General features: G+C 50.2%; 29 protein-coding genes. 13 read left to right on the top strand and 16 right to left on the bottom strand.

The features are described 5' to 3' along the window. Positions 1 to 104 precede the first annotated feature (104 nt). Positions 105 to 1,244, bottom strand: coding sequence for a hypothetical protein (locus P397_RS0108335; RefSeq protein ID WP_026832846.1), 1,140 nt, complete (start codon positions 1,242 to 1,244; stop codon positions 105 to 107). A 135-nt stretch (positions 1,245 to 1,379) separates the two neighbouring features. Between P397_RS0108335 and P397_RS0108330 the strand changes: the two genes are divergently transcribed. From P397_RS0108330 to tnpB, 5 genes are all read left to right on the top strand, one after another. Continuing rightward, on the top strand, positions 1,380 to 2,459 hold the full coding sequence (locus P397_RS0108330) for a GTP pyrophosphokinase (protein WP_233550649.1): 1,080 nt from the start codon (positions 1,380 to 1,382) through the stop codon (positions 2,457 to 2,459). 63 nt (positions 2,460 to 2,522) lie between these two features. Then, positions 2,523 to 2,966 (top strand): MarR family winged helix-turn-helix transcriptional regulator, encoded by a 444-nt coding sequence (locus tag P397_RS0108325; RefSeq protein WP_026832844.1) that lies wholly within the window; start codon positions 2,523 to 2,525, stop codon positions 2,964 to 2,966. Between the two features lie 74 nt (positions 2,967 to 3,040). Continuing rightward, positions 3,041 to 3,322, top strand: a complete 282-nt coding sequence (locus tag P397_RS0108320; RefSeq protein WP_028106162.1) for a GNAT family N-acetyltransferase — start codon at positions 3,041 to 3,043, stop codon at positions 3,320 to 3,322. Then, a complete protein-coding gene (locus P397_RS17190; RefSeq protein ID WP_051523923.1) occupies positions 3,295 to 3,696 on the top strand; it encodes a tetratricopeptide repeat protein in 402 nt (133 codons plus the stop codon). Before P397_RS0108320 ends, P397_RS17190 begins: the two co-directional genes overlap by 28 nt. 94 nt (positions 3,697 to 3,790) lie before the next feature. Then, a complete protein-coding gene (tnpB, locus tag P397_RS0108310; RefSeq protein ID WP_028106161.1) occupies positions 3,791 to 4,963 on the top strand; it encodes an IS200/IS605 family element RNA-guided endonuclease TnpB in 1,173 nt (390 codons plus the stop codon). Positions 4,964 to 5,177: 214 nt separating this feature from the next. Here the strand turns inward: tnpB and P397_RS17185 are convergent, their stop codons facing one another. From P397_RS17185 to P397_RS0108285, 5 genes are read right to left on the bottom strand one after another with little or no spacing between them, the layout of a single operon-like run. Next, entirely contained in the window at positions 5,178 to 6,113 is a 936-nt protein-coding gene (locus P397_RS17185) for a phosphotransferase family protein (RefSeq protein ID WP_051523921.1), read from the bottom strand. 49 nt (positions 6,114 to 6,162) lie between these two features. Beyond that, entirely contained in the window at positions 6,163 to 6,732 is a 570-nt protein-coding gene (locus P397_RS0108300; RefSeq protein WP_026832842.1) for a guanylate kinase, read from the bottom strand. After that, positions 6,722 to 7,198: a hypothetical protein gene (locus P397_RS0108295; RefSeq protein ID WP_028106160.1), complete on the bottom strand. Its 477-nt coding sequence runs from the start codon at positions 7,196 to 7,198 to the stop codon at positions 6,722 to 6,724. The genes P397_RS0108300 and P397_RS0108295 overlap by 11 nt, the downstream gene beginning before the upstream one ends. Positions 7,199 to 7,210: 12 nt before the next feature. Continuing rightward, positions 7,211 to 7,939 (bottom strand): glycerophosphodiester phosphodiesterase, encoded by a 729-nt coding sequence (locus P397_RS0108290; RefSeq protein WP_235183956.1) that lies wholly within the window; start codon positions 7,937 to 7,939, stop codon positions 7,211 to 7,213. Next, the gene (locus P397_RS0108285) at positions 7,939 to 9,417 is read right to left on the bottom strand and encodes a carboxypeptidase M32 (RefSeq protein WP_028106158.1); all 1,479 of its coding nucleotides are present in this window, start codon (positions 9,415 to 9,417) and stop codon (positions 7,939 to 7,941) included. The genes P397_RS0108290 and P397_RS0108285 overlap by 1 nt, the downstream gene beginning before the upstream one ends. Positions 9,418 to 9,559: 142 nt before the next feature. On the opposite strand from P397_RS0108285, the gene P397_RS0108280 reads away from it, so the two are divergent. After that, positions 9,560 to 10,180, top strand: coding sequence for a serine/threonine protein kinase (locus P397_RS0108280; protein ID WP_026832838.1), 621 nt, complete (start codon positions 9,560 to 9,562; stop codon positions 10,178 to 10,180). Positions 10,181 to 10,266: 86 nt separating this feature from the next. After that, entirely contained in the window at positions 10,267 to 10,584 is a 318-nt protein-coding gene (locus P397_RS0108275) for a hypothetical protein (protein ID WP_028106157.1), read from the top strand. Between the two features lie 230 nt (positions 10,585 to 10,814). Here the strand turns inward: P397_RS0108275 and P397_RS0108265 are convergent, their stop codons facing one another. Both P397_RS0108265 and P397_RS0108260 read right to left on the bottom strand, forming a co-directional pair. Beyond that, complete coding sequence (locus tag P397_RS0108265) at positions 10,815 to 11,183, bottom strand: PH domain-containing protein (RefSeq protein WP_026832836.1); 369 nt, start codon at positions 11,181 to 11,183, stop codon at positions 10,815 to 10,817. Between the two features lie 80 nt (positions 11,184 to 11,263). Continuing rightward, positions 11,264 to 12,001: a tubby C-terminal domain-like protein gene (locus P397_RS0108260; RefSeq protein WP_035414115.1), complete on the bottom strand. Its 738-nt coding sequence runs from the start codon at positions 11,999 to 12,001 to the stop codon at positions 11,264 to 11,266. A 183-nt stretch (positions 12,002 to 12,184) separates the two neighbouring features. On the opposite strand from P397_RS0108260, the gene P397_RS0108255 reads away from it, so the two are divergent. The 3 genes from P397_RS0108255 to P397_RS0108245 are packed head-to-tail and all read left to right on the top strand — an operon-like array spanning position 12,185 to position 14,024. Beyond that, positions 12,185 to 12,538, top strand: coding sequence for a YciI family protein (locus tag P397_RS0108255; RefSeq protein WP_028106155.1), 354 nt, complete (start codon positions 12,185 to 12,187; stop codon positions 12,536 to 12,538). 14 nt (positions 12,539 to 12,552) lie between these two features. Then, complete coding sequence (locus tag P397_RS0108250) at positions 12,553 to 13,323, top strand: creatininase family protein (protein ID WP_028106154.1); 771 nt, start codon at positions 12,553 to 12,555, stop codon at positions 13,321 to 13,323. Then, entirely contained in the window at positions 13,320 to 14,024 is a 705-nt protein-coding gene (locus P397_RS0108245) for a class I SAM-dependent methyltransferase (RefSeq protein ID WP_028106153.1), read from the top strand. Before P397_RS0108250 ends, P397_RS0108245 begins: the two co-directional genes overlap by 4 nt. A 74-nt stretch (positions 14,025 to 14,098) precedes the next feature. Here P397_RS0108245 and P397_RS0108240 read toward each other — a convergent pair whose 3' ends face one another. Together P397_RS0108240 and P397_RS0108230 are read right to left on the bottom strand one after the other, a co-directional pair. After that, positions 14,099 to 14,761, bottom strand: a complete 663-nt coding sequence (locus tag P397_RS0108240; RefSeq protein ID WP_028106152.1) for an HAD hydrolase-like protein — start codon at positions 14,759 to 14,761, stop codon at positions 14,099 to 14,101. 301 nt (positions 14,762 to 15,062) lie between these two features. After that, a complete protein-coding gene (locus tag P397_RS0108230) occupies positions 15,063 to 15,599 on the bottom strand; it encodes a DUF402 domain-containing protein (protein WP_028106151.1) in 537 nt (178 codons plus the stop codon). Between the two features lie 148 nt (positions 15,600 to 15,747). Here P397_RS0108230 and P397_RS0108225 point away from each other — a divergent pair, with 148 nt between their 5' ends. Next, positions 15,748 to 16,497 carry an SDR family oxidoreductase gene (locus P397_RS0108225; RefSeq protein ID WP_028106150.1) on the top strand — a complete coding sequence of 250 codons (750 nt, stop codon included), beginning with the start codon at positions 15,748 to 15,750 and terminating at the stop codon, positions 16,495 to 16,497. 177 nt (positions 16,498 to 16,674) lie between these two features. Then, the gene (locus P397_RS0108220) at positions 16,675 to 17,163 is read left to right on the top strand and encodes an NUDIX hydrolase (protein WP_028106149.1); all 489 of its coding nucleotides are present in this window, start codon (positions 16,675 to 16,677) and stop codon (positions 17,161 to 17,163) included. A gap of 69 nt (positions 17,164 to 17,232) precedes the next feature. Here the strand turns inward: P397_RS0108220 and P397_RS0108215 are convergent, their stop codons facing one another. The 3 genes from P397_RS0108215 to P397_RS0108205 are packed head-to-tail and all read right to left on the bottom strand — an operon-like array spanning position 17,233 to position 19,008. Further along, the gene (locus P397_RS0108215; protein WP_028106148.1) at positions 17,233 to 17,688 is read right to left on the bottom strand and encodes a cyclophilin-like fold protein; all 456 of its coding nucleotides are present in this window, start codon (positions 17,686 to 17,688) and stop codon (positions 17,233 to 17,235) included. A gap of 1 nt (position 17,689) precedes the next feature. After that, on the bottom strand, positions 17,690 to 18,265 hold the full coding sequence (locus P397_RS0108210) for a DapH/DapD/GlmU-related protein (protein WP_028106147.1): 576 nt from the start codon (positions 18,263 to 18,265) through the stop codon (positions 17,690 to 17,692). Positions 18,266 to 18,270: 5 nt separating this feature from the next. Next, on the bottom strand, positions 18,271 to 19,008 hold the full coding sequence (locus P397_RS0108205; RefSeq protein WP_028106146.1) for an SDR family oxidoreductase: 738 nt from the start codon (positions 19,006 to 19,008) through the stop codon (positions 18,271 to 18,273). 113 nt (positions 19,009 to 19,121) lie between these two features. Here P397_RS0108205 and P397_RS0108200 point away from each other — a divergent pair, with 113 nt between their 5' ends. Further along, entirely contained in the window at positions 19,122 to 20,015 is an 894-nt protein-coding gene (locus tag P397_RS0108200) for a LysR family transcriptional regulator (RefSeq protein ID WP_028106145.1), read from the top strand. 85 nt (positions 20,016 to 20,100) lie between these two features. On the opposite strand, the gene P397_RS0108195 is transcribed toward P397_RS0108200, so the two are convergent. The 3 genes from P397_RS0108195 to P397_RS0108185 form a co-directional block, all read right to left on the bottom strand. After that, positions 20,101 to 20,604: a GNAT family N-acetyltransferase gene (locus P397_RS0108195; RefSeq protein ID WP_028106144.1), complete on the bottom strand. Its 504-nt coding sequence runs from the start codon at positions 20,602 to 20,604 to the stop codon at positions 20,101 to 20,103. Positions 20,605 to 20,681: 77 nt separating this feature from the next. Continuing rightward, positions 20,682 to 21,077 carry an RDD family protein gene (locus tag P397_RS0108190; protein ID WP_026832824.1) on the bottom strand — a complete coding sequence of 132 codons (396 nt, stop codon included), beginning with the start codon at positions 21,075 to 21,077 and terminating at the stop codon, positions 20,682 to 20,684. A gap of 115 nt (positions 21,078 to 21,192) precedes the next feature. Beyond that, on the bottom strand, positions 21,193 to 21,390 hold the full coding sequence (locus P397_RS0108185; protein WP_028106143.1) for a hypothetical protein: 198 nt from the start codon (positions 21,388 to 21,390) through the stop codon (positions 21,193 to 21,195). Positions 21,391 to 21,451: the final 61 nt, after the last annotated feature.

Below are 21,451 nucleotides of genomic sequence, written 5' to 3'. Positions count from 1 at the left end.
TTTTTGATTTTATCAGTATATACGGTATATGAAATAAATATGCCTTCAGTTTAAAAATCACACTGCTTGAATTTACAGTGTGATTCCGCCCATTGTTCGATGAATTATTGCAACTGTTTGACGGACAAGATGACGAGCTCTCCGGAAACGATCATATAATAAGCATCCTCAAACCGGTGACGGACATTTTGTTCGCCGTCAAATACCGTCACCATCGGTTCGGCGTCATCGCCGATCGATTCATGCAGATAAAACCGGTCGCGTAACACCCGTTCAAAGGGGTCCCGTTCCAAGTAGCGGGCGCCTGTCCGCAGATTCATGACTTCATGGTGTTCATCAGACCGATCGTTGACGATGAAGATCGTCGATTCGACGTCGTCATACGTAAAGTCCAGCGGTTCATAATCACTCCACCGGACCCGACCGAGTTCCGTGATGTCCGATTCATTGTTGATCTGATAAAACACTTCTTCATTTAACCGTTCGGTGTAGGCACTGAACACAAGGTGACCACCCTGTTCCCCTAAATATTGAACAGTGTCCCCTTCCCCGTCCAGGCGGAGTAACGTCTGAAACGACAAACGGTCAGCTCCTTGTTCGATTTCCTGGACAATCGTAGCAAGCGAAGCAATCAACAGACTTTCAGAGTGATCAATCGGATCTTCCGGCGAGATGACCCCGCTCTCAAGCGCGTCATAAAATGAAAACTCATCGAGCCGGGCATTGCAGACGATATAATCCGTCTCGTTTAGACTGACGAGGAAAAAGTACAGTTCCCGGTAGTTTTCCGTGATGCCGTACAACCGTTCATCGTTGATCGGGTGCTGGGTTTTTGTCGTCACGTCATACAGAAAAGCCGTCGTCGTCTGATCGACATGCAACAGGACCATATAACGGGCGTTTAAGACCCAGTACAGCGTCAAATCACCGGGTAAGTTCCACACGGCGAGCTGCTCGCTTTTCCCCGAGTGCAGATCGATCGCAAGCAGGTGGGTTTCCCCGCCGTCATCCCGGTGTTGCTCGTTTAAACAATACACTTTGCCTTGTTTGACGAACGGACGGGTTGGTCCGTGATCGCGCAACACGTCCGTCGTCAAATCGATTTGTTCCTGATCTTCCAAATCAAACCGGCTGATATGAAATTGATTTTCGTCGAGTCGGCGTCTGAAATAAACTGACGATGGTGTGACATGTAAGATATCGGAATGATCGGCCGGCAACGCCCGTGCGTCCAAGATTTCCATTGTAGCACCCCTCCCAGATGTTCTATTCTTTCTTTCCCACGAACGGCAGTCGTTGAAACAGGGTCTTCCCGTGCGCCCATCGAAAACGAGTGCTACAATATGGCTAGAAGAGACTTGATGAGGAAGGTGAAATCCGTGCAATCACAAGATTTAAATACGATGATGCTGGAATACGTAAACGATAAGGAAGATTATGACGCGTTTGCGGATAAATTAAAGGTGTTGTTATCCGAACTTTTAGACGCTGCCGGGATCAAATACCATTCGATTGTTGCGCGGACCAAGGAATCCGAAAGCTTATATCAAAAAGTGTTACGACAACCAAATAAATACCAGTCGCTCCGGGACGTCCATGACTTGACCGGGATCCGGATCGTGACGTATTTTCACGATGATGTCCGGGAAGCGGCGCGGATCATCGAAAATGAGTTTTCGATCGACCGGGATCAATCCGTCGATAAATCGACGTTACTCGATACGACGGAGTTCGGCTATCTGTCGGTCCACTTCGTCGCCGCCCTCAGTGACCAACGACTCGCGCTCAGCGAATACGGCCGTTTCAAGGACCATACAGCCGAGATTCAGATCCGCTCCATCCTTCAACACGCGTGGGCTGAAATCGAACATGATCTCGGTTACAAAAATCCGAACAGCGTGCCGGCGGAAGTGCGGCGCAGTTTCAGCCGGGTCGCCGGTCTGCTTGAAATCGCCGACCAAGAGTTTGTCAACATCAAGAAACAGCTCAAACAATTCGAAGACGAGACCGTCCAACAGATTTTGTCTGATCCCCACCAAGTCCGGATCACGTCCGACAACTTAAATTATTTCATTGATCATTCCGCTGTCATCAATGATCTGGATAAACAATTGGTCACGTCCCAGATGATGCTTGACTCCGATCAACAATTGATCAACGAATTGATCCGGATGTTCCATTACGTCGATATCCGGAACTACGGCGAATTGATCGAAGCCGTTTCCGTCCACAGTCCGCTCGCCTTGAAATGTGCCCAGGTCATGCCGAACCCCTTCCTGCCCCGCCAAGGGATCGGGATTGCCTACATCTGCATGGCGGTGACGATCGCCGGCAACGATCCGCACCGGATCGATTATTTCTTCCGCCGCTTCTATCCTGAACTCCGAAATGTCGAGGAAATCATCAAACAGGTCCAACCGTTAACAAAACAGATGATTCAAGAGAAAAATATTGATTAAACTAAAATTTTTCACTATACTAAATCTCGGAAGAAGAAACTACGGTACAGAAAGAGTGAAACTATGGCCACTACACTAGAAGTAGCAAACCGCGACCAATTGATCGTGGATACAGAAAAGGGTTTACGCATGAATTACCGCGCCATCAAAAAAGACGTCCGGAGCATGTTTACGACGTACTTGACGCGAAATGAATTCTTTATTTTGAAGTCACTTTGCACAAGCAGTCCGCAAATCGCGTCGGCTTTGTCCAATGAATTCCAATTTTCAGCCAGCATGATTACGGCGCTTGCGGATGAATTGACGAAAAAAGGATTGATTTCGCGTGAGCGGAGTGAGCTCGACCGTCGTGTCGTCGAACTTCGGGCGACAGAAGAAGGCATCGAGTTGTACGGGAAACTGGAAGCGATGAAGATGGAATATCTGTCTGATGTGTTCGCTGACTTTTCCGATGCCGAACTCGATACGTTCCGGACATTGCTGACAAAACTCGAACAACAGGCTTAATCTTCATCCAACCCTTCAGCCGATTCGGTTGAAGGGTTTTTTGGTTCCCACCTCAAAAAAGGAGTGATTCAGTGATGACAGGCACACTCACGACACAGACGGAACGCTTGACGATCCGTCCATACCAACTGACGGATTTTCCGAGTTGGCTTGCGCAATCTTCCGTCCCCTCTTCCGGACAACCGGATGTGGCCGTGTTTACAGAGGACTGGTTCGAAGCATGGATCGCAGAAGAACAGCAGCGGGCGGCGGATGACCTTGGCTACTGCTTCGGTGTGTTCCGGACGACGGCATCCGATCCATCTGGTTCCCCGATAACCACACCTGGATGGAGCAGCAGATTTTCGTCCGTCTGAAAACGGAAGCGCCGCCGACCGGAACAGCTCCTTTTGATTGGACGGAAGTCAGTCGGTTACGGCAGGAAAAACAGTATACCGTTACAAAAGACGTCGTCGCGACTTACATCCGGCAAGCACCGGACGATCCGTTCGTCAATTACCAGATGGCCTGGTGCCACGACAGCCTCGGCGAAGAATCAGCTGCCGTTCCCTATTATGTCCAAGCAATCACCCCTGGCTTAATCCCGCCTTATTTACAACAACAAGCGTATTTCGGACTCGGCAGCACCTACCGGGCGCTTGGACGCTATGCGGAGGCGGAGGAGACCTTGACTGCAGGACTCGTGCGATTTCCGAACCACCCCGTGCTCCAAACGTTTTATCAAAATTAGGCGAGAATACTCCCACTTCTAAACGAAGTGAAAGTGGGAGATGAATCGCCAGCCTGCTTTTCGGGTATATTTTCCTTAAAGGAGGTGAAAAATGGTGTTGAAGCACAAGGCCTACAAATTCAGAATCTACCCCACAAAAGAGCAGGAAATCCTGATTGCGAAGACGATTGGGTGTTCGCGCTTCATCTTCAACCACTTCTTGGCGAAGTGGGATGAAATGTACAAGACCACTGGAAGAGGTCTGTCCTACGGTTCTTGTTCCAAAGAAATTCCTGTGTTGAAGCAGGAGTTCGACTGGTTGAAGGAAGTCGATAGTACCTCTGTTCAGATTAGCGTCAAGCATCTTGCTGATGCGTTTGACCGCTTCTTCAAGAAGCAAAACGAATACCCTCGTTTCAAGTCCAAGCGTAATCCCGTCCAGTCGTACAAGACCAACATCCAAGGCAAAAACCAGCTTCCTGAAGTCTCGATTGGATGCAACCAGCTGAAACTTCCAAAGTTGAAATGGGTACGTTTCGCCCATTCGAAACAGATCACAGGCCGTATCTTGAACGCCACAATCCGACGTAACGCTTCAGGCAAATATTTTGTCTCCCTGCTCGTCGAGCAGGAAATCAACGAACGGCCGAAGACCGGTTCATCTGTCGGCGTCGACGTCGGACTCAAGAACTTTGCCATCCTGTCAGATGGCACGGTCTACAAGAATGACCGTTACTTCCGTAAGCTCGAGAAGAAACTGGCGCGCGAACAGCGTAAGCTCTCCCGCCGTCAACGCATCGCTTTGAACAAGAAAGTCACGCTGTCCGAGGCGAGGAACTATCAGAAGCAGAAACGGAAAGTCGCCCGTATCCACGAGAAGATCGCCAACAAACGCACCGACTTCCTGCACAAGGTATCGACCGAGATCGTCCAAAACCACGACGTCATCGGCATCGAGACCTTGCAGGTGAAGAACATGCAGAAGAACCGCAAGTTGAGCAAGGCCATCTCGGACGTCAGTTGGTCGGAGTTCTTCCGCATGCTGGAGTACAAGGCGAACTGGTACGGGAAGACCGTCGTGAAAGTCGGCAAGACCTTTGCTTCCAGTCAACTGTGCTCCAGTTGCGGCCATCAACACAAAGACGTGAAACATCTTGGCTTACGGGAATGGACATGCCCGAGTTGCGGCATCCATCACGACCGGGATGTGAACGCAGGACTGAATCTCAAACAAGAAGCCGAACGTATCTTAGCTTCTTCAACCGTCGGGACGACGGGGTTAGCCTGATCAATTTTCGACCGGTAGGTCGGATAACTCAGGAATCCTTCACCTCTAAGTGAAGCGTAGGTGGAGGTAGTTCAAGCGTTGACCTTACACAATCTCGACCGGGCGCTCCGTTTTTATGCCGCGCACCTCGATGACACGTGGGACAGCTGAATACCACAACAAACGTTTCCCTGACGGAGTCGCCTTCATCAGGGAAACGTTTGTTGTGGTGGTTTCATGCATTTTCGGAATTGGAATACCTGAAGTCTTGGTACCAATCCGGAATCACTTGTTCGAACTGATGATGAGCCGCCACTATACCGGCAAGGCGTTGTTTCATCCGTTCCGTTTCCAGCGGCGCATGTCGCTCGGTCCAGACCGCGCTAGAAAAGACCGCCATCGCAAGATAAACACTGTATAGCACCCAAAACGCTTCCGGCACCTCCCCGTCAAAGTATCCGTCGAGTTGACCGACGGCAAACGGCACACTCTCCTCGACCTGAAACAATCCCATCTTGACGAAATCATGCCAAGGATCCCCAAAATCATGATTCGAAAAATCAATCAATCCGACGAACCGACCCTCATCCGCAATCAGATTACCGAGGTGCAGGTCATCGTGCTGGAACCGGTTCGGTCGACCGTCCAGCAACTCGACATGGCGCTCGATGAAGGAAAGAAGGGGCTGATCGTCTTGGATTCTGATCCGTCCTTGCCGATACTGATCGACGTACCGCTGGTGTTTGGCGAAACAACGGTCCCCCCACGGTTCAAACGCTGACGGTGCCGCGTAGGTATGCAGTCGTTTTAACTGTTGCCCCACTTCTCGTCCCAGGTGATACTCCGACTCCTGCCCCAGCGGGAACAGTTGCCGGACCGTCGTTCCCTCCAGATAGCGGTACCGGCTGCAGCACCAAGACATACCCGGTATCACGATGAGGCCAAGCGGTTCCGGCACCGCCAACCCGTCCTGATGCATCTGTTGCAGGAGACAGAACTCTTGCTGTTTTCGCTCCACGTCCCGTAACGGATTGATGTGGAAGATTGACGTTCCTGTTTCGTCCTGCGCTGTATATTTGGGATCATTACCATACCGGGTCGAAAGGTGCCGCCAACCCGTAAAATCTTTTAAAGCCGGTTGTTGTTGTAAGCTGTCTAAAATCGGATCCATCCGTACCTCCTTTTGCAACAGTCAAAAACAGCAGGGAGTCTCCCTGCTGTTACGATTCGGACGGTTGTCCTGGAATATAGGCGGAAATGATGCCGAGCAGATCGGCATAAGCTTGTTCAAAGTCAATGTTTTCGATCATGTAGTCGTAATGATCACGCTCTTTCCACGCATCGGCATAATCGATGAGCCGGGCTTCGAACTCCGGCGTATCCCCCCGCATCAACAGCCGTTCTTTCATCAAGTCCGGCGGAACGGAGACGAAAATCGTGATGACTTGATCGGCAAACATCGTTTTAAAGGCGGTTGCCCCTTTGGGATCGATATCCTTGATGACGATTCCATCGGACGCCAGCACATCTTCATACGCTTGGCGCGGTGTTCCGTACCAGGCGCGGTGAACGTGCGCGTACTCGATGAAACCATTGTCTTGAATCAATTGCTGGAACGTCTTGACGTCGACGAAATGATAACTCTCCCCATCCTGTTCCGTCGGACGTTTCGGCCGTGTCGTGACGGACGGGATAAAGCGGACACGTTCATATTCATGGCGTAACCGTTTAATCAAGGAAGACTTTCCGCTGCCCGATCCACCAATCAACAGAATGATTTTACCTGACATCGTCATCCTCCTTTTGTTGTCTTAGTGTCATAAAATAACTTGAAAAACGAAGCGCAAACTGTTCCAGTTCACTGTCTTCGACAACCCCGTAGATCGGACGCACGACGATGAGGTACCGGTCGTACGTCACGATTCGCGAGACGTCGTTTCGGGTCATCTGGACGTTGCTCTCCGGATAACTCGAAACATAATACCAATCGACCGCGATCCGGGTCGGGGTTTGACTGGCGTAGATCCACGTCTCGTTTGAACGGTCATGCTTGATCGTACTCGTCAAGGCAAAGCGTTGTACCATCTTTAATTCGGTTTTTGCGTCACGCAGTCCTGCCTGAAAATCATCCGGTTTCGTCACCGACTCCTCGACCTGTTTTGGTTTCGGCGCCGGCAGGCTGGCAAAACCAATCTGCAGACCGATGACGAGCGCCGTGATTGACGCTAGTATGATTAACACATGCTCCTTGCGCATGACGCTTCCTCCTTAGTGGATGGACAAGCTCGCCTTAAATGTTTTGGGATCGTTGACGATGACGGCATCGACGCCGAGCGCCATCATCTGTTTGACATCAGCCGCGGTTTTCGGCGTATAGACGCGGACTTCGATTCCCGCCTGATGCGCAAGGATGACGTCGTCTCGCGTGACGCGACGGTAATCCGGGTGAATCGCCTTTGCCCCCAGTTGTTTTGCCTGCTGTTCCGGATGGTACAGCGGATAAGGAAACAGAATCGCTGTCTCAATCGCCGGATCAAGCTCGCGGACGGTCGCGATCGAATAATGATTAAACGAACTGAAAATCAATCGGTCGCTTGCGATGCCGTAGGCACGACACCGTTCGAGTGTATAGGCTTCAAGACCCGGATAACGGATCGTATCCGTCTTCAGCTCGATGTTCAGGATCACGCTTGTCGGAGCAAGTAACGCCAAGACTTCATCGAGTGTCGGAATCGTCGTCCGGACGGGTCCGCCGCTTCCTTTAAAGCGCGCACCGGCATTCAGCTGTTTCAGTTCCGCGAGCGTCAGATCGACGACGCGTCCCGTTCCATCGGTCGTCCGGTTGACCGTCTCGTCATGAATGATGACACCGACACCGTCCCGTGAAAAGTGGACATCAAATTCGATCCCGTCAACGAACGGAATCGCCGCTTCGATGGCTTCCAGCGTATTTTCAGGGAACTGATCACTGGCTCCCCGATGGGCAAACCAACGCATCATAACGCCTCGACGACCCGCGTGTACTTCGCTGTCAAATAGTTGATCAACGGTTGGACAGAAATCGATTGTCCGGTTGCCGCTTGAATCAATTCAGCCGGTGTCTTCGCTTTTCCGTGTTGATGGATGTGTTCATTGAGCCATCCTTTAATCGGTTGAAGCGTTCCGTCCGCGATCAATTGATCGACGTTCGGCACATCCCGGCGTAACGCCTCGTTCAACTGCGCACTGTAGACGAGTCCGAGGGCATAACTCGGGAAGTAACCAAATGATCCGCCCGACCAGTGGACGTCTTGCAACACCCCTTTGGCGTTTGAAGGGACATCGACTCCAAGGTACTCTTTATAGAGACGGTTCCATTCAGCCGGCAAGTCTTTGACTTCCAGTTCACCCGTAATCAACCGTTTTTCGAGTTCATAGCGGATGATGATATGGAGGGCATAGGTCAACTCGTCCGCCTCAATCCGGATCAAGGACGGTTTGACCTCATTGACGGCTGCATAAAATGTCTCAAACGGAACGTCCGTTAGCGAAGGAATCGCTTGTTGCAGTCCCTCGTAGCGTGCTGCGAGGAATCCTTGGTTTCGACCGATGAAGTTTTCAAAGAACAACGACTGCGATTCATGAATCCCCATCGACGCGCCTTCTCCCAGTCCGAGCGCATCGAGCTCCGGAGCGATGCCTTGTTCGTATGTCGCGTGTCCCGCTTCATGCATCGTCCCGAACACGGAGTTCCGGTAATCATTTTCATCATACTTCGTCGTGACACGGGCATCCTTCCGGTTGATGGTCGTCTGGAACGGATGAACCGTCTCATCGAGGCGGCCGGCCGTGAAATCATAGCCGATATCGTTTAACCAGTCGTGATTCAATTGAATCTGCGTCTTTCGGCTTGCTGACCAGTCGAGCGTCGGGAACGTTTTCCCGTCCAGTTGTTTTAACAGGGTGATGATCGCTTGACGGAGTTCCGCGAACAACGGGTCAAGTTCCGCGACTGTCATCCCCGGCTCATAATCATGAAGTAACGCATCATACGGATGTTGCCCGTATCCCCAGTACTCGACGAATTTACGTTCCATGGCGACGATTTTTTCTAAGTACGGGGCGAACAGATCCCAATCATCCGCGTCCTTCGCTTTTTCCCAGACACTTTCGGCTTCCGAGATCAACGTGATGAACGTCTGATATTCCGCTTCCGGAATCTTCGAGTCCCGATCGTATGCTTGTTTCGCTTTTTCGTAAGAGATCGCCTCTAACCCCGTCAGCGTCTCTTGTCCCATCGTCTTCAGCAACGTCTGGTACGCTGTGCCGGTCCGGCGGCGGAAACTTTCCGTCGACAGAAATCCAATCGATTTCGAACGGTTTTCGGCCGATTGATCCGGCATGTACGTCCGCATGTCCCAATAAAGTAGAGCTACTGCTTCGTCATAGGCACCAAGCGCTTCAAAATGGTCACGCCATTGTTGTAATGTATTCATAAAAGAACCCCCTGAGCTAGGTATTTGCTGTACATTTTCAGCATATCACAAAATGTTCAAAACTTTCACACAGGAGTCGTTTTATGAAACCTTCTCACACCAAACAGCGTATAATTAAAAGAAGAGAAAGGAAGTGGCATGTGTGAAGACAGATTCCGAACTGGCTTTTGCGATCCATCTGACAGAGATACAAGATGGCTATACGGTCTCCTCTTATCCCGATGAACTGGAGTGGATTGGAACGGGTCGAAGTGCGTTTGTATTTCGGATCGTCGGAACGGACCGGGTCATCAAAAAGTTTTTCCCGTCGCATCGACATCTGGCAGCAATCGAAGGATCGATTTATGAACAACTAAGCCCTTTTACGACGTATGCCAAACAATACGAGTATGGCGCGGATTATCTTGTCATCGAATACATCGAAGGGCAAACGTTGTTCGAATGTTTGATCAGCGGCACGCTCATTACAGACGATGTCATCCAGACCGTCGATCAGGCTTTAGCAGAAGCACGATCGGTCGGCTTGAATCCATCCGACATTCACTTACGCAACATCTTATTGACGCCGACCGGCACCCGAATCATCGATGTCGCGCGATTCCGACAAACGGATCCGTGTACACAATGGGACGACTTAAAACGGGCCTATCAGTACTTTTATGCGAAACCGTTTTTCCCGAAACGATTTTCCGAGTCCTTCTTGAACACGATCGCAGACGTCTACAAGGGACGTTTGTTTGAATCGATGCGAAAGACGGGGTAAACCAGAACGACCGACAATCAAGTGACTGTCGGTCGTTGCTTTTACATATAAATTCAATATTTTAACTAAAATGGAGTGATATTCAAATTAAGCGTTGGCAAAAAATTGGACTTTGGATGGGTGGTTCTATACTCACCTTGTTGATCGTCTTACCATTGCTGTCGCCGGTCGTCTTTTCGGACGATACAGAGCGCGGAGCGATTCGCCATTATCTGTACGAACAAGGACATCCGTATCAGAGTTACAGCGCCCTTCTCGACAGAAGAATGGTCGATCCGGAGTACGGGCGCATGTACGACGTCATCTGGTACGATCATGACAGCGAGACGGGGATGACACCAACCATTTGTTACAGCAAGAAACAAGATCATCACTATACGGTCAGTTGCGGAACGGGTCCCTGATGGATCCGTTTTTATTTGGCGGAGCGTTTTCGTGCTGTTTCCCTGTTATTCAGAGTGACGGATTCAGTAGATGAAGATTGCCCGTCGTTACGCTTTGTACATTTAAGCATGAATTACGGGAGTTGAAATAAAATTAGCGGACTCGTTTCGGTCGGCAGATGGCGGCGAGCAACGTCAATAAGAGGATCACTCGTTTTTTCTTGAACGTTCTTTTCATTACGCTTTCCTCCTCATAAAATCGCATTGGCAATCAACAGATCGATTTTTCGAACGTCGACCTTTTTGTTGAGATTGATCTTAATCGTTCCGGCCCGGGTGAACAGTTGAACTTCCGAGTTGATGTCAAACATCCCGCCGGCGTTTTCCGTCGAATACATGTTGATCGACTTATAGGGAATCGAATAGACTTCGACCTTTTTTCCTGTCAGTCCTTGCGCGTCCCGAATGATCAACCGGTGGGTCGTGAAGACGGCGACGTCACGGATCGTCTTGTAGGCGGACAATGCCTGTTCGCCTTGAATCAATAATCCTTGCACGTCATGCGGGATGTCACACTCGGAGACGAAGGTCCATGCGAGTTGACTCAGTGGATTGCTCATCACAAATCACCTGCTTTCTGTTTTTGATTCTCTTGCTTTGTCTTAGGATATCACACTCCGCCCTTCATCCGGGAGGCGTCTCATTCCCGATAATGGAAACGAAACAAGACCATTCCGGCGATGAGCGCGACGTGCGCATCCTGCTTTGGAACATCAAACGTCAAAAGATTCCGTTTCCGTTTGCTCGTGGCGATCGTTGCGCCTTGCTGCAACACCTCTACGCGCCGCGATAACTTGGATGACCGGATCTGATACTGTTCCGTTCGGTAAGTCATCCGCAACACTTCGCTGAACGCGGCCGCATGACGGAACGTATGATCCGTTTTGATTTCACCGACAGTCTCTCCCCCCTCCTCGATCCACCATTCCGTCTGATTGCTCCACAACCGTTGATTCGGTTTCTCGACTAGCTGCAGTTGTTGGTTTGACACGTCGAACACCAAATTCAGAAAAAACCCTTCCACCTTCGGAAAAGCAATGAACCAGCGGTGCCACGGTTTATGGAACGTCCGCCGGTACGTACCGAACGCGACATCCGCCCGATAGATCTGTTTCACCCCTGTCGATACTCGTTCACCGAGGCGTGAAGCGTATCCGGCGTCTAAGCCGCAAAAGGTCCCGTCCCGCTTTTGTTGGATCCGTTCGATCCACCCCGCTCCATAAGCGGCGGGCAGAAGCAACGATAGACTCGCCCACTCCGTGATATCGAAGATCCCAAAATACAACCCGCGCGCCGCCAACCCGACGACCCCCAACAAAAATAACCCGATGCCATATATCATCTTCCAGTTCCCTTTCATGACCATTTCTGATTTCATAGCTTCCATTTCCATGCTAATTAAACATGATTAAATTGGCAATCATTTTCCTTATCTATTCCGTCAAAAAAGTTTTTTACATCCATTTTTTAGTTGATACAGCAGGGATTTTTGACTGTTTGTCGAATACTAAATTAGTGATACGCCTATCACCATTTTCTACTTTCGTTTGGAGGTTAATTCATGTTATTCCTGTTGCTCGTCAAAGCGTCTCACCGGTCGGAAGCCGATTTACTTCCGGATCTATCGCTCCAAAAAGCGATGGCCGTCTTTAATCAGGAGTTGGTTACGGCAGGTGTCCGGGTCATGGCAAAAGGACTTCACCCGACGCGGGAAGCGCTCCGTTTTACGTATCAGCAATCCGATGGACAAGCGGACGTCATATCCGGACCGTTTGAACCGTCGGCGGAGCAAATTGCCGGTTTCCTGTTGATTGATGTGGCGTCAAAAGAGGAAGCGATCGCCTGGGCCAGACGTATGCCGGATCCGCAAGGTCACGGCGAAGGACAAATCGAATTAAGACAAGTATTCGAATAAAGGAGAATTGATGCATGCTTAGCTACAAAAACAGTACACAAGTCATTCGAGACAGCCAGACGAACATTGCCATTCTTTCGGTCGGTGCGACGGAACAGTTCGGACCGTATTTGCCGATGCATCTTGATACATTGATCGCCGAGCGGTATGCGATCGTTTTCGGCGAACGCTTAAATGCCTATGTTTTGCCGACCCTGCCGTTTAATACATCCGAAGAACATGCCAATCAAATCGGAACCGTCACCGTCAGTCCAACGGTGTTATCGGCGATGCTTGAAGAAATCATCGTCAATCTGTTCCGTCAAGGGTTTAATCAATTTGTCCTTTGCAACGGGCACGGAGGTGCCTACTGGGAATCGGCGTTCGTCAAACAAATCAACTTCAAGTATCCGGAACTGGTCGTCATCACGACCCACCGTTATCAGGCTTTTGAGGAAGCGTTACACGTTGCCGGACTGGACGGGTTAAACGAACGTCACGGCGGTCTGTTATCCGTCGCGACGGCAATGTGGCTCTGTCCGGAACTCGTCGATTTAAAACCGATGGGGGGAGACGTCCCGCTGTCGCATTACCCGGTCGCTGATTATGTTTTTTGGGATCAACTGACAACGGACGGCTGTTGGGGTCATTTTGAGCCCGGCGTCTATTCACCGGACGAACTGGCAAGAATCGGGGAAACGTTCTGGACGACCTTCATCGACAAGCGGGCGGAACACCTGGAAGACATACTGACAACTGCCGTCCGTTTGAGAAACCTGCCGGCGAGAAAAGAGGAGCCACGATGAAGGAAACGATTCGCACGCAGGACGATATCCTGAACATGCTGGATGCTTTACTGCGGGAACCGACCGCATTTTGGGATAGCTTTTATGAAGACCGGACGAAACGGATTCCCTTTTTCGTCGATAAACCGGATGAAAATCTTGTCGCCTACGTGGAACAAAGACAACTTCCGCTGACACGTGTCCTCGAACTCGGAAGTGGTCCCGGACGCAATGCCTTGTATCTGGCCGAACGTGGAAGTCAGGTCGACGCGATTGACCTTGCGCAATCATCGATTGATTGGGCAAATGAACGGGCAAACGAGCGACAACTTGATGTCCGGTTCCGGCAAGGAAACTTGTTTGAGCTCTCGATTGAAGACGGTGCTTACGACTTCGTCTACGATTCCGGCTGTTTCCATCATATCGCCCCGCACCGACGACACGATTACATCCGCGTCGTCACGGAGGCGTTACGACCGGGTGGTTGCTTTGCCTTAACCTGCTTCGTTGAGGGCGGTCAGTACGGCGGGTCCGACATGACCGACTGGGACGTTTACCGTCAACGCAGTCTGCAGGGCGGTCTTGGCTTCACGGAAGACAAACTCCGCTCGATTTTTGATACGTTCGACGTCCTTGAAATCCGGTTGATGCAGGAAGCTGCACCGACCGATCCGGTCTTCGGACTCTCCGGACTGTGGACAGCGCTTTTCCAAAAGAGATGACACAATCCAACACAACCGGTGTCCCCTTGCATTTAAAGGAGGCACCGGTTGTGTCGTGTTGAAACTAGATTATCTCATTTCGAGAGCGGAGCAAGACTCAGCTTTAGGATGTCCCGTAAATCGGAGACGATATAATCTGCTTCTGCCAGTTCCGCTTCATTCGAAAAATCAAAACGGCAGCCGATGGCCGGTAATTGATTCGTCCGTGCCGCCATAAAGTCAGAAATCCGGTCTCCGACGACCGTCGCTTGCGTCAACTGATGGTTTGACAAGATGTGCCGTACCAAATCACTTTTTTGTAACGATGCTACGTCTTCGATGCTGTAGACACCGTCTAACCAACGATCCAGTTCATAATACGTCACGATCGCAGCTAAATAGTTGTTCCAGCCGTTGCTTGCGATGTACAAAGGATGGTCCGCTGCTTTTAAGGCCATGAGTGTCGCTTCGGCACCCGGATACAACGCACCATGCCCTTGTTTTATATGGGTGATCAACGCGCCTTGAAAGATTTGATCAACAACTGTCCGTTCGTCATCCGTGTGCGTCGGCAACAGCGTCCGCCAGACTTCCGGCAACGGTACTCCCATAATTGATTGATATTTCGCAAGCGGAGTCTCTCCGGTCCAGCGTTCTTGCTCGCGCAAGAAAGTGAACGCATCGTCCAAGGCATGACCGAGAATACGATTCGTTTGAAATAACGTCCCGTCCATATCAAATATGTACGCCTGTTTCATGTTTCCAACCTCCTTGATGATTCAGATCAGACTTCTCGTCAGTCATCTCGATCTGTTAAAAATTTTCTGCGTCCTGCTCACTCGGTCTTCTGAATACAGGGTAAAGACTAGGACAGGGATATGTCATGTTTTCAAAGGCGCAAGGAGATGAAACATTATGATGGTGCTTATTGTGATCGCCTTAGCCGTCATCAGCATCGTTCTGTTTGTCCTCTATCACAACAACAACAAAATCGTCTAGCGGCACCCTTCCATCATCCCGTTGATTGTTTTGACACTCAACGGGATTTGCTTGCTCGAATCACGCATCGCTCAGTAAGGCATGATGCGCATAAGCAAGCGTACCCGGCACCACATCCGATGTCCGCATTTGTTCGCGCAACCGGTCGATCTCCCGCCATGCTCCATCATACTGCGTCCGTTTGATTTCCCCCGCTCTTAATGCCGCTTCCAGCTCATCCGCATCAAGAATCAAACACTCTCCCGACGGCAACAACACAAGATCCAAAAACAAATCATCCCAGTAAATCCCGTTCGCATCCCGTCCGTGACGAAGACAAATATCGACATATGTTTGAACGATTTTTCCGTGTTCATCAAACATCGTCGTGACGACATGCTTTTTTCCGCTCGGAAACTGTTGCAGCCAGGAATAGCCGTCGCCAACAAGCTGAATCACCTGTTCTGAATACCGAACATGCAACGAGTGCGTCACCTGAATCATATCAAGACGTGTTACATACCCGATGAATGATTCCGTCTCCATGTACAGCTCCCGGTAATTTCGTTCAATTATCCGCTTCCATGACGAGCGCGCCGCGTATTTCCGTTTCAGCACGTTGAACCACCTCTTTTTTTCATCATAGCATTTGGAAACGGATGGATTCTATTACATTTTGTAAAAAAAACCCTCTTTTTTCTGGACGCCCTTCTTTTCATCACGGTACAATGACACACATAGACGGACTTACATGGGAGGCGTTGTTATGTCATATTCACCCCGGATCGCACTCATTACCGGTGCGAGCCATCCCGATGATATCGGCACGGCGGTTTGCCGAAAGCTCGCGGCCCAAGGGATGACGATTTGTTTTACATACTGGAAAGCCGATCCTTCCTGGATCAAGACGTTTCAAGCAGAGCTGGCGACAAACGGTACCCAAAGCGAGGCGCTTGAAATCGACCTGTCGGCACCACGTGCGGCAGAACGTGTTTTCACCCATACGCTCTCAACAGTCGGTACGCCGTCCGTCCTGATCAACAATGCCGCTCACTCGACGCAGACCGATCTGGCTTCCTTGGACATTACAGCACTCGATGCCCACTACGCCGTCAACATCCGGAGCACGCTGCTGTTATCGGTCCTGTTTGCCCGTCAGTTCGAGCAAGCCGGTTTACAGAATGGTCGCATCGTCAATATGACGTCCGGACAGGATCTCGGTCCGATGCCGGATGAACTCGCGTATGCAGCGACAAAAGGGGCGATTTCAGCGTTTACGACTTCGTTTTCGCTCGCTGTCGCGCCGCTTGGGATTACCGTCAACGCGCTCAATCCCGGACCAACCGATTCGACGTGGATGACGGATGACGTCCGGACGCAGCTCCAACCGCAGTTTCCGTTCGGACGGATCGGTACACCGAGTGATGCCGCGCGGACCATTGCCTTCCTCGTCAGTGAAGACGCCGCCTGGATCACAGGACAGATCATTCATGCAGAGGGTGGATTCATCCGGTAATGGAGGAGCGACCGAACATGAGTGTTCAGCAATTTACCGATGTCCTGTCAACATATGCGATCCACCTCAATCCAGCCGAATGATTGAGACGTTATCACGAACAAGAATGCTGTTCCGTCCTGTGCAAACACTGGTTACATCAAAGCCAATCTTATAGATCTTAAAGGAGGTCTCTACATGGGGTATATCTCAGAATTACGCAAGACCATCGGGAGTCGTCCGATCATCAGCGTCGGTGCGACGGTCCTCGTGACGAACGATCAACAGGAAGTCTTGTTCCAACACCGGTCCGATACACACGACTGGGGACTGCCGGGCGGATCGATGGAACTCGGCGAAACACTCGAAGAAGTCGCCATCCGTGAACTGCAGGAGGAGACCGGGCTACAAACGACTCAACTGGAACTGATCGGCGTCTTTTCCGGTCCCCGCTTTTACTTCCAGTATCCGAACGGGGATGAAACATACAGCGTCATTCATCTCTACCACGCAAAAGACGTCACGGGGACGCTTGCGATGCTCGACGGGGAAAGTCTGAATCTGAGCTACTTCAGCCAGACTTCACTGCCCGAGGCAATCGAGCGCCGGGCCAACGAGTTGCTTAAACAACTGGGAGACCGGTTATGGAATTTGGATAGTTCCTTTTCGCCTCTGTCCCTGAAATGACCATAAAAACAGTAATTTAAAAAGACTTACAACCGGTCATGGACCAGATGTAAGTCTTTTTTATGTTGTTTATTCATTCAGAAAACGAATCTGGACACTTGCAGGAGCAAACAGCGATTGAATGTCCTCAAAATCGGTGATTTTTCCGATTCGTGTATATTCAGCCACCGGTTCGACCGCTTCATAAAAAATCACTAAACAATTGTTTTGATACAGCAACACGTCTCCCGCCTCAACCTTCTGAACCGATTGAGCATCCGTCGGAAATGCCTTGTCGAAATAATGGTACTTTTCATTCCGATGCAAATCATCCATTTTAATCGTAAACGGGGCGTCCGCCATCAAGGCTCTAGTTGTCGCATTGTCTTCCAGTTGTACTGAAGCGATTTGACCATTGATTTCGATGTGCATGGTTGCTCTCTCCTTGACCGTTTTGTCTGATTCGGTCGACACAGGCGCCGACGTACCGCACCCCGACAGTACAAGCGAGAGAATCATGGTTATGACAGTCATGCGACGCTTCATTTCATCCCTCCATCTCATCAACGTAACGGATGATTCGAGCCGGGGTACCGGCGACAATCGCCTTGTCCGGGACATCTTTCGTCACGGTCGCGTTTGCTGCGACAATCGCCTGTTCGCCGATCGTCACCCCCGGTAGAATCGTCGCCCCCGCTCCAATCCAAGCATTTTGTTTCAGGTGAATCGGGGCAACGAGCAAACCACGCCGCTTTGCCGGACTGACCGGATGGTTGACGGTCAGCAGCTTGGCAAACGGACCGATCAACACATGATCATCAATTTGAATCGAACCGAGATCCGTCAACATCACCCCACGGTTGATGAAGATGTCTTTTCCGAGCGAAATGTGTTGCCCGAAGTCTGTATAAAACGGGGGTAAGACGACAACACTTTCATCGACCGGCTGACCGATCAACTCGGCTAACGTGTCGCGAAACGCCGTCGGTGACAACAGTTGCTGGTTCAACCGGTGGAGCAATCGTTCTCCTTCGCGTTGTACGGCATGAATCTGCTCGAACAGGGGATCGTCTGCCTCAATCAGTCGATTTTGAACCTGTTGACGAAGTGATGATGATTCCATCGGCATCACACATGTTGTTGCGTCGGACGAATGATTAAGTTGCTGATCGAAACCCGGTCCGGTGTGTCGATTGCATACAAAACGGCTTGTGCCACATCTTCGCTCGTCAGTCCCCATTCCTGTTGCGCTTGACGAAGCGATTCGCCGACAGCTTGATCCTTTATCGTCGTATAGAGTTCCGTCTGCACGGCACCTGGTGAAATGATGGTTGATTTAATCTGGTTTTCCCGTTGTTCTTGCCGCAGACCTTCCATGATGGCCCGGACGGCAAACTTCGTCCCACAATAGACGGCCGATTCCGGATAGACGACATGACCGGCGACTGAGTCCGTTGCAATGATATGACCGGCTTGTTGGTGTTCCATAATCGGTAACGCCGTGGCGATTCCGTTTAATACCCCCATGACATTAATATCAAGCATCTGTTTCCAGTCCTCCCGGTGACCCGCGGCAAGTGGTGCGGTCGGCATGATGCCGGCATTGTTAAACAGAACATCAATCCGTCCAAATGCCGAATTCGCTTCCTGAATCACAGCTTCGACCTGATCAAACTGCGTGACGTCTGCCTGCTTGATCCGAATATCCGCTTGCGGATACGCGTCCCGGATGTCCTGTAAGCGGTCGAGACGACGGGCTGCCAACATCAGTGTCGCTCCTCGTTCTGCTAATAAACGGGCCGTCGCTTCGCCAATCCCGCTGGATGCCCCCATGATGACGATGACTTTGTTTAGTGGTGTACTCATTGATGTTCCTCCTCGTATGTCTTGCTTGTGTACAACACTACAAGTATCCATTAGTCATGTCTAATGCTAATATTACATTACGAGACATAACTAAAACGCATAGGAGGATTCTCATGGAACTACAACAGTTACGGTATTTTTTAGCGGTCGTCGAAGAAAAAAACATTACCCGTGCCGCCCGCATTCTCCGGATCTCTCAACCGGCATTGTCCCGCCAACTGCAACGGCTGGAAGACGAGTTAAACGGTGTTTTATTTGATCGGACGCCGAGCGGTATCGTCTTGACGGAGAACGGTTATTATTTAGCCGAACGGGCGCGCGAAATGGTTACGCTGGCGGATAAAATCGTCACCAATCTGACGACGGAAGAAACGTTGCACGGTGATCTCTACATCGGCGGCGGCGAGACGACCAGTATGTTAAGTGTTATCCGGGCATTTCATGAGATGCATCAGCAGCACCCTGAGGTCACCATCCGGATCCACAGCGGCAACGGTCAAGATATTCTCGATAAACTCGACAAAGGGATTCTTGATTTCGGTCTCGTAATTGAACCGTTTGACGTCAAGGAATATCATCATTTGCAGCTTGCAACAGCCGACCGGTGGGGTATCTTGACACGAAGAGACCATCCGCTGGGCCGACAAACGACGGTCGATGCAGCGGATTTACGGAATGCACCGTTGATCATCTCGGAACAAACCAAAGACCAGCAACAGTTTGCGGAAAAAACGGGACTCGATTTCAATGCAAGCCGCATCGTCGGAACTTATAACTTACTGTTTAATGCGTCACTTTTGGTCAAAGAAGGACTTGGTCACGCTTTATGCCTGGAGCACATCATCAATACAACAGGCAGTGAACTGATTTTTGTGCCACTCCTGCCGAACGTCACCTCAAACACGTTTTTGATTTGGAAAAAGGAAGCCGTCCTGTCACGTCCGGCGAAAAAATTATTGGAGTGGATAAACGATCAACTCCAAATAAAAAAGGGGACCGATGCATGAGTCGCCCCATCAATCGGTCCACCTTTCAGCAAGTTGCTGGATTGTGTTTTTAGTTTTTGGGTTCTCGTCCCGTCTGTTGACGGATTCATGAGAACGTCTTTTGATCCGGGAAACACGGGTAGTTCGCTCCGGCCAATGGATAGACAAATATGACTTCCCCGTTGGCTTCATCGATTTGTTGTGTGTTCTGAAAGCCATTTTTTTCATAAAACAAACACGCGGACCTGTTCTTTGGATGAACACTGAGAACAATCTCATCCACATCATACTGTTTGGTAATGTACTGAATTGCTTGTTTCAGGAAAAGCTTGCCGTATCCTTTTCCTTGAAAGCGCCGATCCACCATAAAACGATCCAACCAAATATACCGTTCCTGCTCGTTCGCCGCTCCAATCATCATAAATCCGATTGGACGATCCGCTTCACATAAGGCCAGACACGACCAGTTGTGTACGAGATCTTGCCTGGCTTCTTGCAGGGACTGTTGATTGCTCTCGATAAAATCACGTTGAGTCGGAGCAACTTCCAATGCCAGAACCGCTTGTCGATTGCCGGCGTTGATCGGCTGAATACTAAGTGTCTTGATCACATCCGCCCCCTCTTCCTTTCCCGATTAAGAAAAACCGGTACTGATTCTGCCTGACGTGTAGAGGCGAGGAGATCGCTTCATTTTCCCTTCCGCACAACACGTGTACCGGCAAATTCATCCTCCGGTAACACCGATCCGTCCTGCAGATAAATTTTACGGTTTTTCCATGTTTTGATCGGAGCAATCGTTTCCCGATAAGCAATCCGTTTCGCAATCTGTTTGACAGCGAGCGGTTGTCCGTTGTCACTGACGACTTGAATCTGAAACAGTCGTTGCCCGATGGTTTGCCGACTTCCTGTCGCGAGTTGTGTCGTCTCGATCAGGAAATTGACGGCCGGTTCCGTAATCAGTGAATGAACCGCCTTATTTTTGACGCGTTTCAACACGGTTTCTTCGAGCACACCGGCAACCACTCCTTGGACAAGTAAATCAACGATGCCTGCCCCGATCCGGCGTTTTAATAATCCGTCCATTCTCAGTTCCCCCTTGGTTTAATAATCACTTCACTGTTCAATCTTTACCCTTTCGCCTTTGAATCAAAAAAACCTTCTTTGACACGGTAGGTTCCTGTCAAAAAAGGTCTCGTCATCATGAAAACAACAGGACGATGCCGCTCAAACCGAACAGACACGCACTATACAAGACAGCGGCAATTCGTTTACTTGCAGTCGGGATTTCTTTGCTCACAAACAGGCGTCCGTATTTGAAGGTCAAGATGACGCCCACGATGAGAACTGCAAGGGTCAGATTCGACATCTCCAAAATAGACAAATAAATCGGCAACATCCGTCTCATCCTTTCCTGTTTTACTTCTCTTACTTATGTATATTCCTTGTCTGCCCAGCCA

The sequence above is a fragment of the Exiguobacterium undae DSM 14481 genome, assembly GCF_000620805.1.
GTDB classification, from domain to species: Bacteria; Bacillota; Bacilli; order Exiguobacteriales; family Exiguobacteriaceae; genus Exiguobacterium_A; species Exiguobacterium_A undae.
Note: the sequence above shows the minus strand (reverse complement) of the source record. Positions and strands in the feature narration are given on the sequence as shown.

Coding starts and splice junctions, on each gene's coding strand:
- P397_RS0108255 (WP_028106155.1), top strand. CDS start 12,185: ATGTTATTCCTGTTGCTCGTCAAAGCGTCTCACCGGTCGGAAGCCGAT.
- P397_RS0108325 (WP_026832844.1), top strand. CDS start 2,523: ATGGCCACTACACTAGAAGTAGCAAACCGCGACCAATTGATCGTGGAT.
- P397_RS17185 (WP_051523921.1), bottom strand. CDS start 6,113: ATGGATCCGATTTTAGACAGCTTACAACAACAACCGGCTTTAAAAGAT.
- P397_RS0108245 (WP_028106153.1), top strand. CDS start 13,320: ATGAAGGAAACGATTCGCACGCAGGACGATATCCTGAACATGCTGGAT.
- P397_RS0108215 (WP_028106148.1), bottom strand. CDS start 17,688: ATGAAGCGTCGCATGACTGTCATAACCATGATTCTCTCGCTTGTACTG.
- P397_RS0108205 (WP_028106146.1), bottom strand. CDS start 19,008: ATGAGTACACCACTAAACAAAGTCATCGTCATCATGGGGGCATCCAGC.
- P397_RS0108200 (WP_028106145.1), top strand. CDS start 19,122: ATGGAACTACAACAGTTACGGTATTTTTTAGCGGTCGTCGAAGAAAAA.
- P397_RS0108225 (WP_028106150.1), top strand. CDS start 15,748: ATGTCATATTCACCCCGGATCGCACTCATTACCGGTGCGAGCCATCCC.
- P397_RS0108260 (WP_035414115.1), bottom strand. CDS start 12,001: ATGAAATCAGAAATGGTCATGAAAGGGAACTGGAAGATGATATATGGC.
- P397_RS0108265 (WP_026832836.1), bottom strand. CDS start 11,183: ATGAGCAATCCACTGAGTCAACTCGCATGGACCTTCGTCTCCGAGTGT.
- P397_RS0108335 (WP_026832846.1), bottom strand. CDS start 1,244: ATGGAAATCTTGGACGCACGGGCGTTGCCGGCCGATCATTCCGATATC.
- P397_RS0108220 (WP_028106149.1), top strand. CDS start 16,675: ATGGGGTATATCTCAGAATTACGCAAGACCATCGGGAGTCGTCCGATC.
- P397_RS0108290 (WP_235183956.1), bottom strand. CDS start 7,939: ATGCGTTGGTTTGCCCATCGGGGAGCCAGTGATCAGTTCCCTGAAAAT.
- P397_RS0108185 (WP_028106143.1), bottom strand. CDS start 21,390: ATGTTGCCGATTTATTTGTCTATTTTGGAGATGTCGAATCTGACCCTT.
- P397_RS0108285 (WP_028106158.1), bottom strand. CDS start 9,417: ATGAATACATTACAACAATGGCGTGACCATTTTGAAGCGCTTGGTGCC.
- P397_RS0108190 (WP_026832824.1), bottom strand. CDS start 21,077: ATGGACGGATTATTAAAACGCCGGATCGGGGCAGGCATCGTTGATTTA.
- P397_RS0108295 (WP_028106160.1), bottom strand. CDS start 7,198: ATGCGCAAGGAGCATGTGTTAATCATACTAGCGTCAATCACGGCGCTC.
- P397_RS0108250 (WP_028106154.1), top strand. CDS start 12,553: ATGCTTAGCTACAAAAACAGTACACAAGTCATTCGAGACAGCCAGACG.
- P397_RS17190 (WP_051523923.1), top strand. CDS start 3,295: ATGGAGCAGCAGATTTTCGTCCGTCTGAAAACGGAAGCGCCGCCGACC.
- P397_RS0108210 (WP_028106147.1), bottom strand. CDS start 18,265: ATGGAATCATCATCACTTCGTCAACAGGTTCAAAATCGACTGATTGAG.
- P397_RS0108240 (WP_028106152.1), bottom strand. CDS start 14,761: ATGAAACAGGCGTACATATTTGATATGGACGGGACGTTATTTCAAACG.
- P397_RS0108300 (WP_026832842.1), bottom strand. CDS start 6,732: ATGTCAGGTAAAATCATTCTGTTGATTGGTGGATCGGGCAGCGGAAAG.
- P397_RS0108320 (WP_028106162.1), top strand. CDS start 3,041: ATGACAGGCACACTCACGACACAGACGGAACGCTTGACGATCCGTCCA.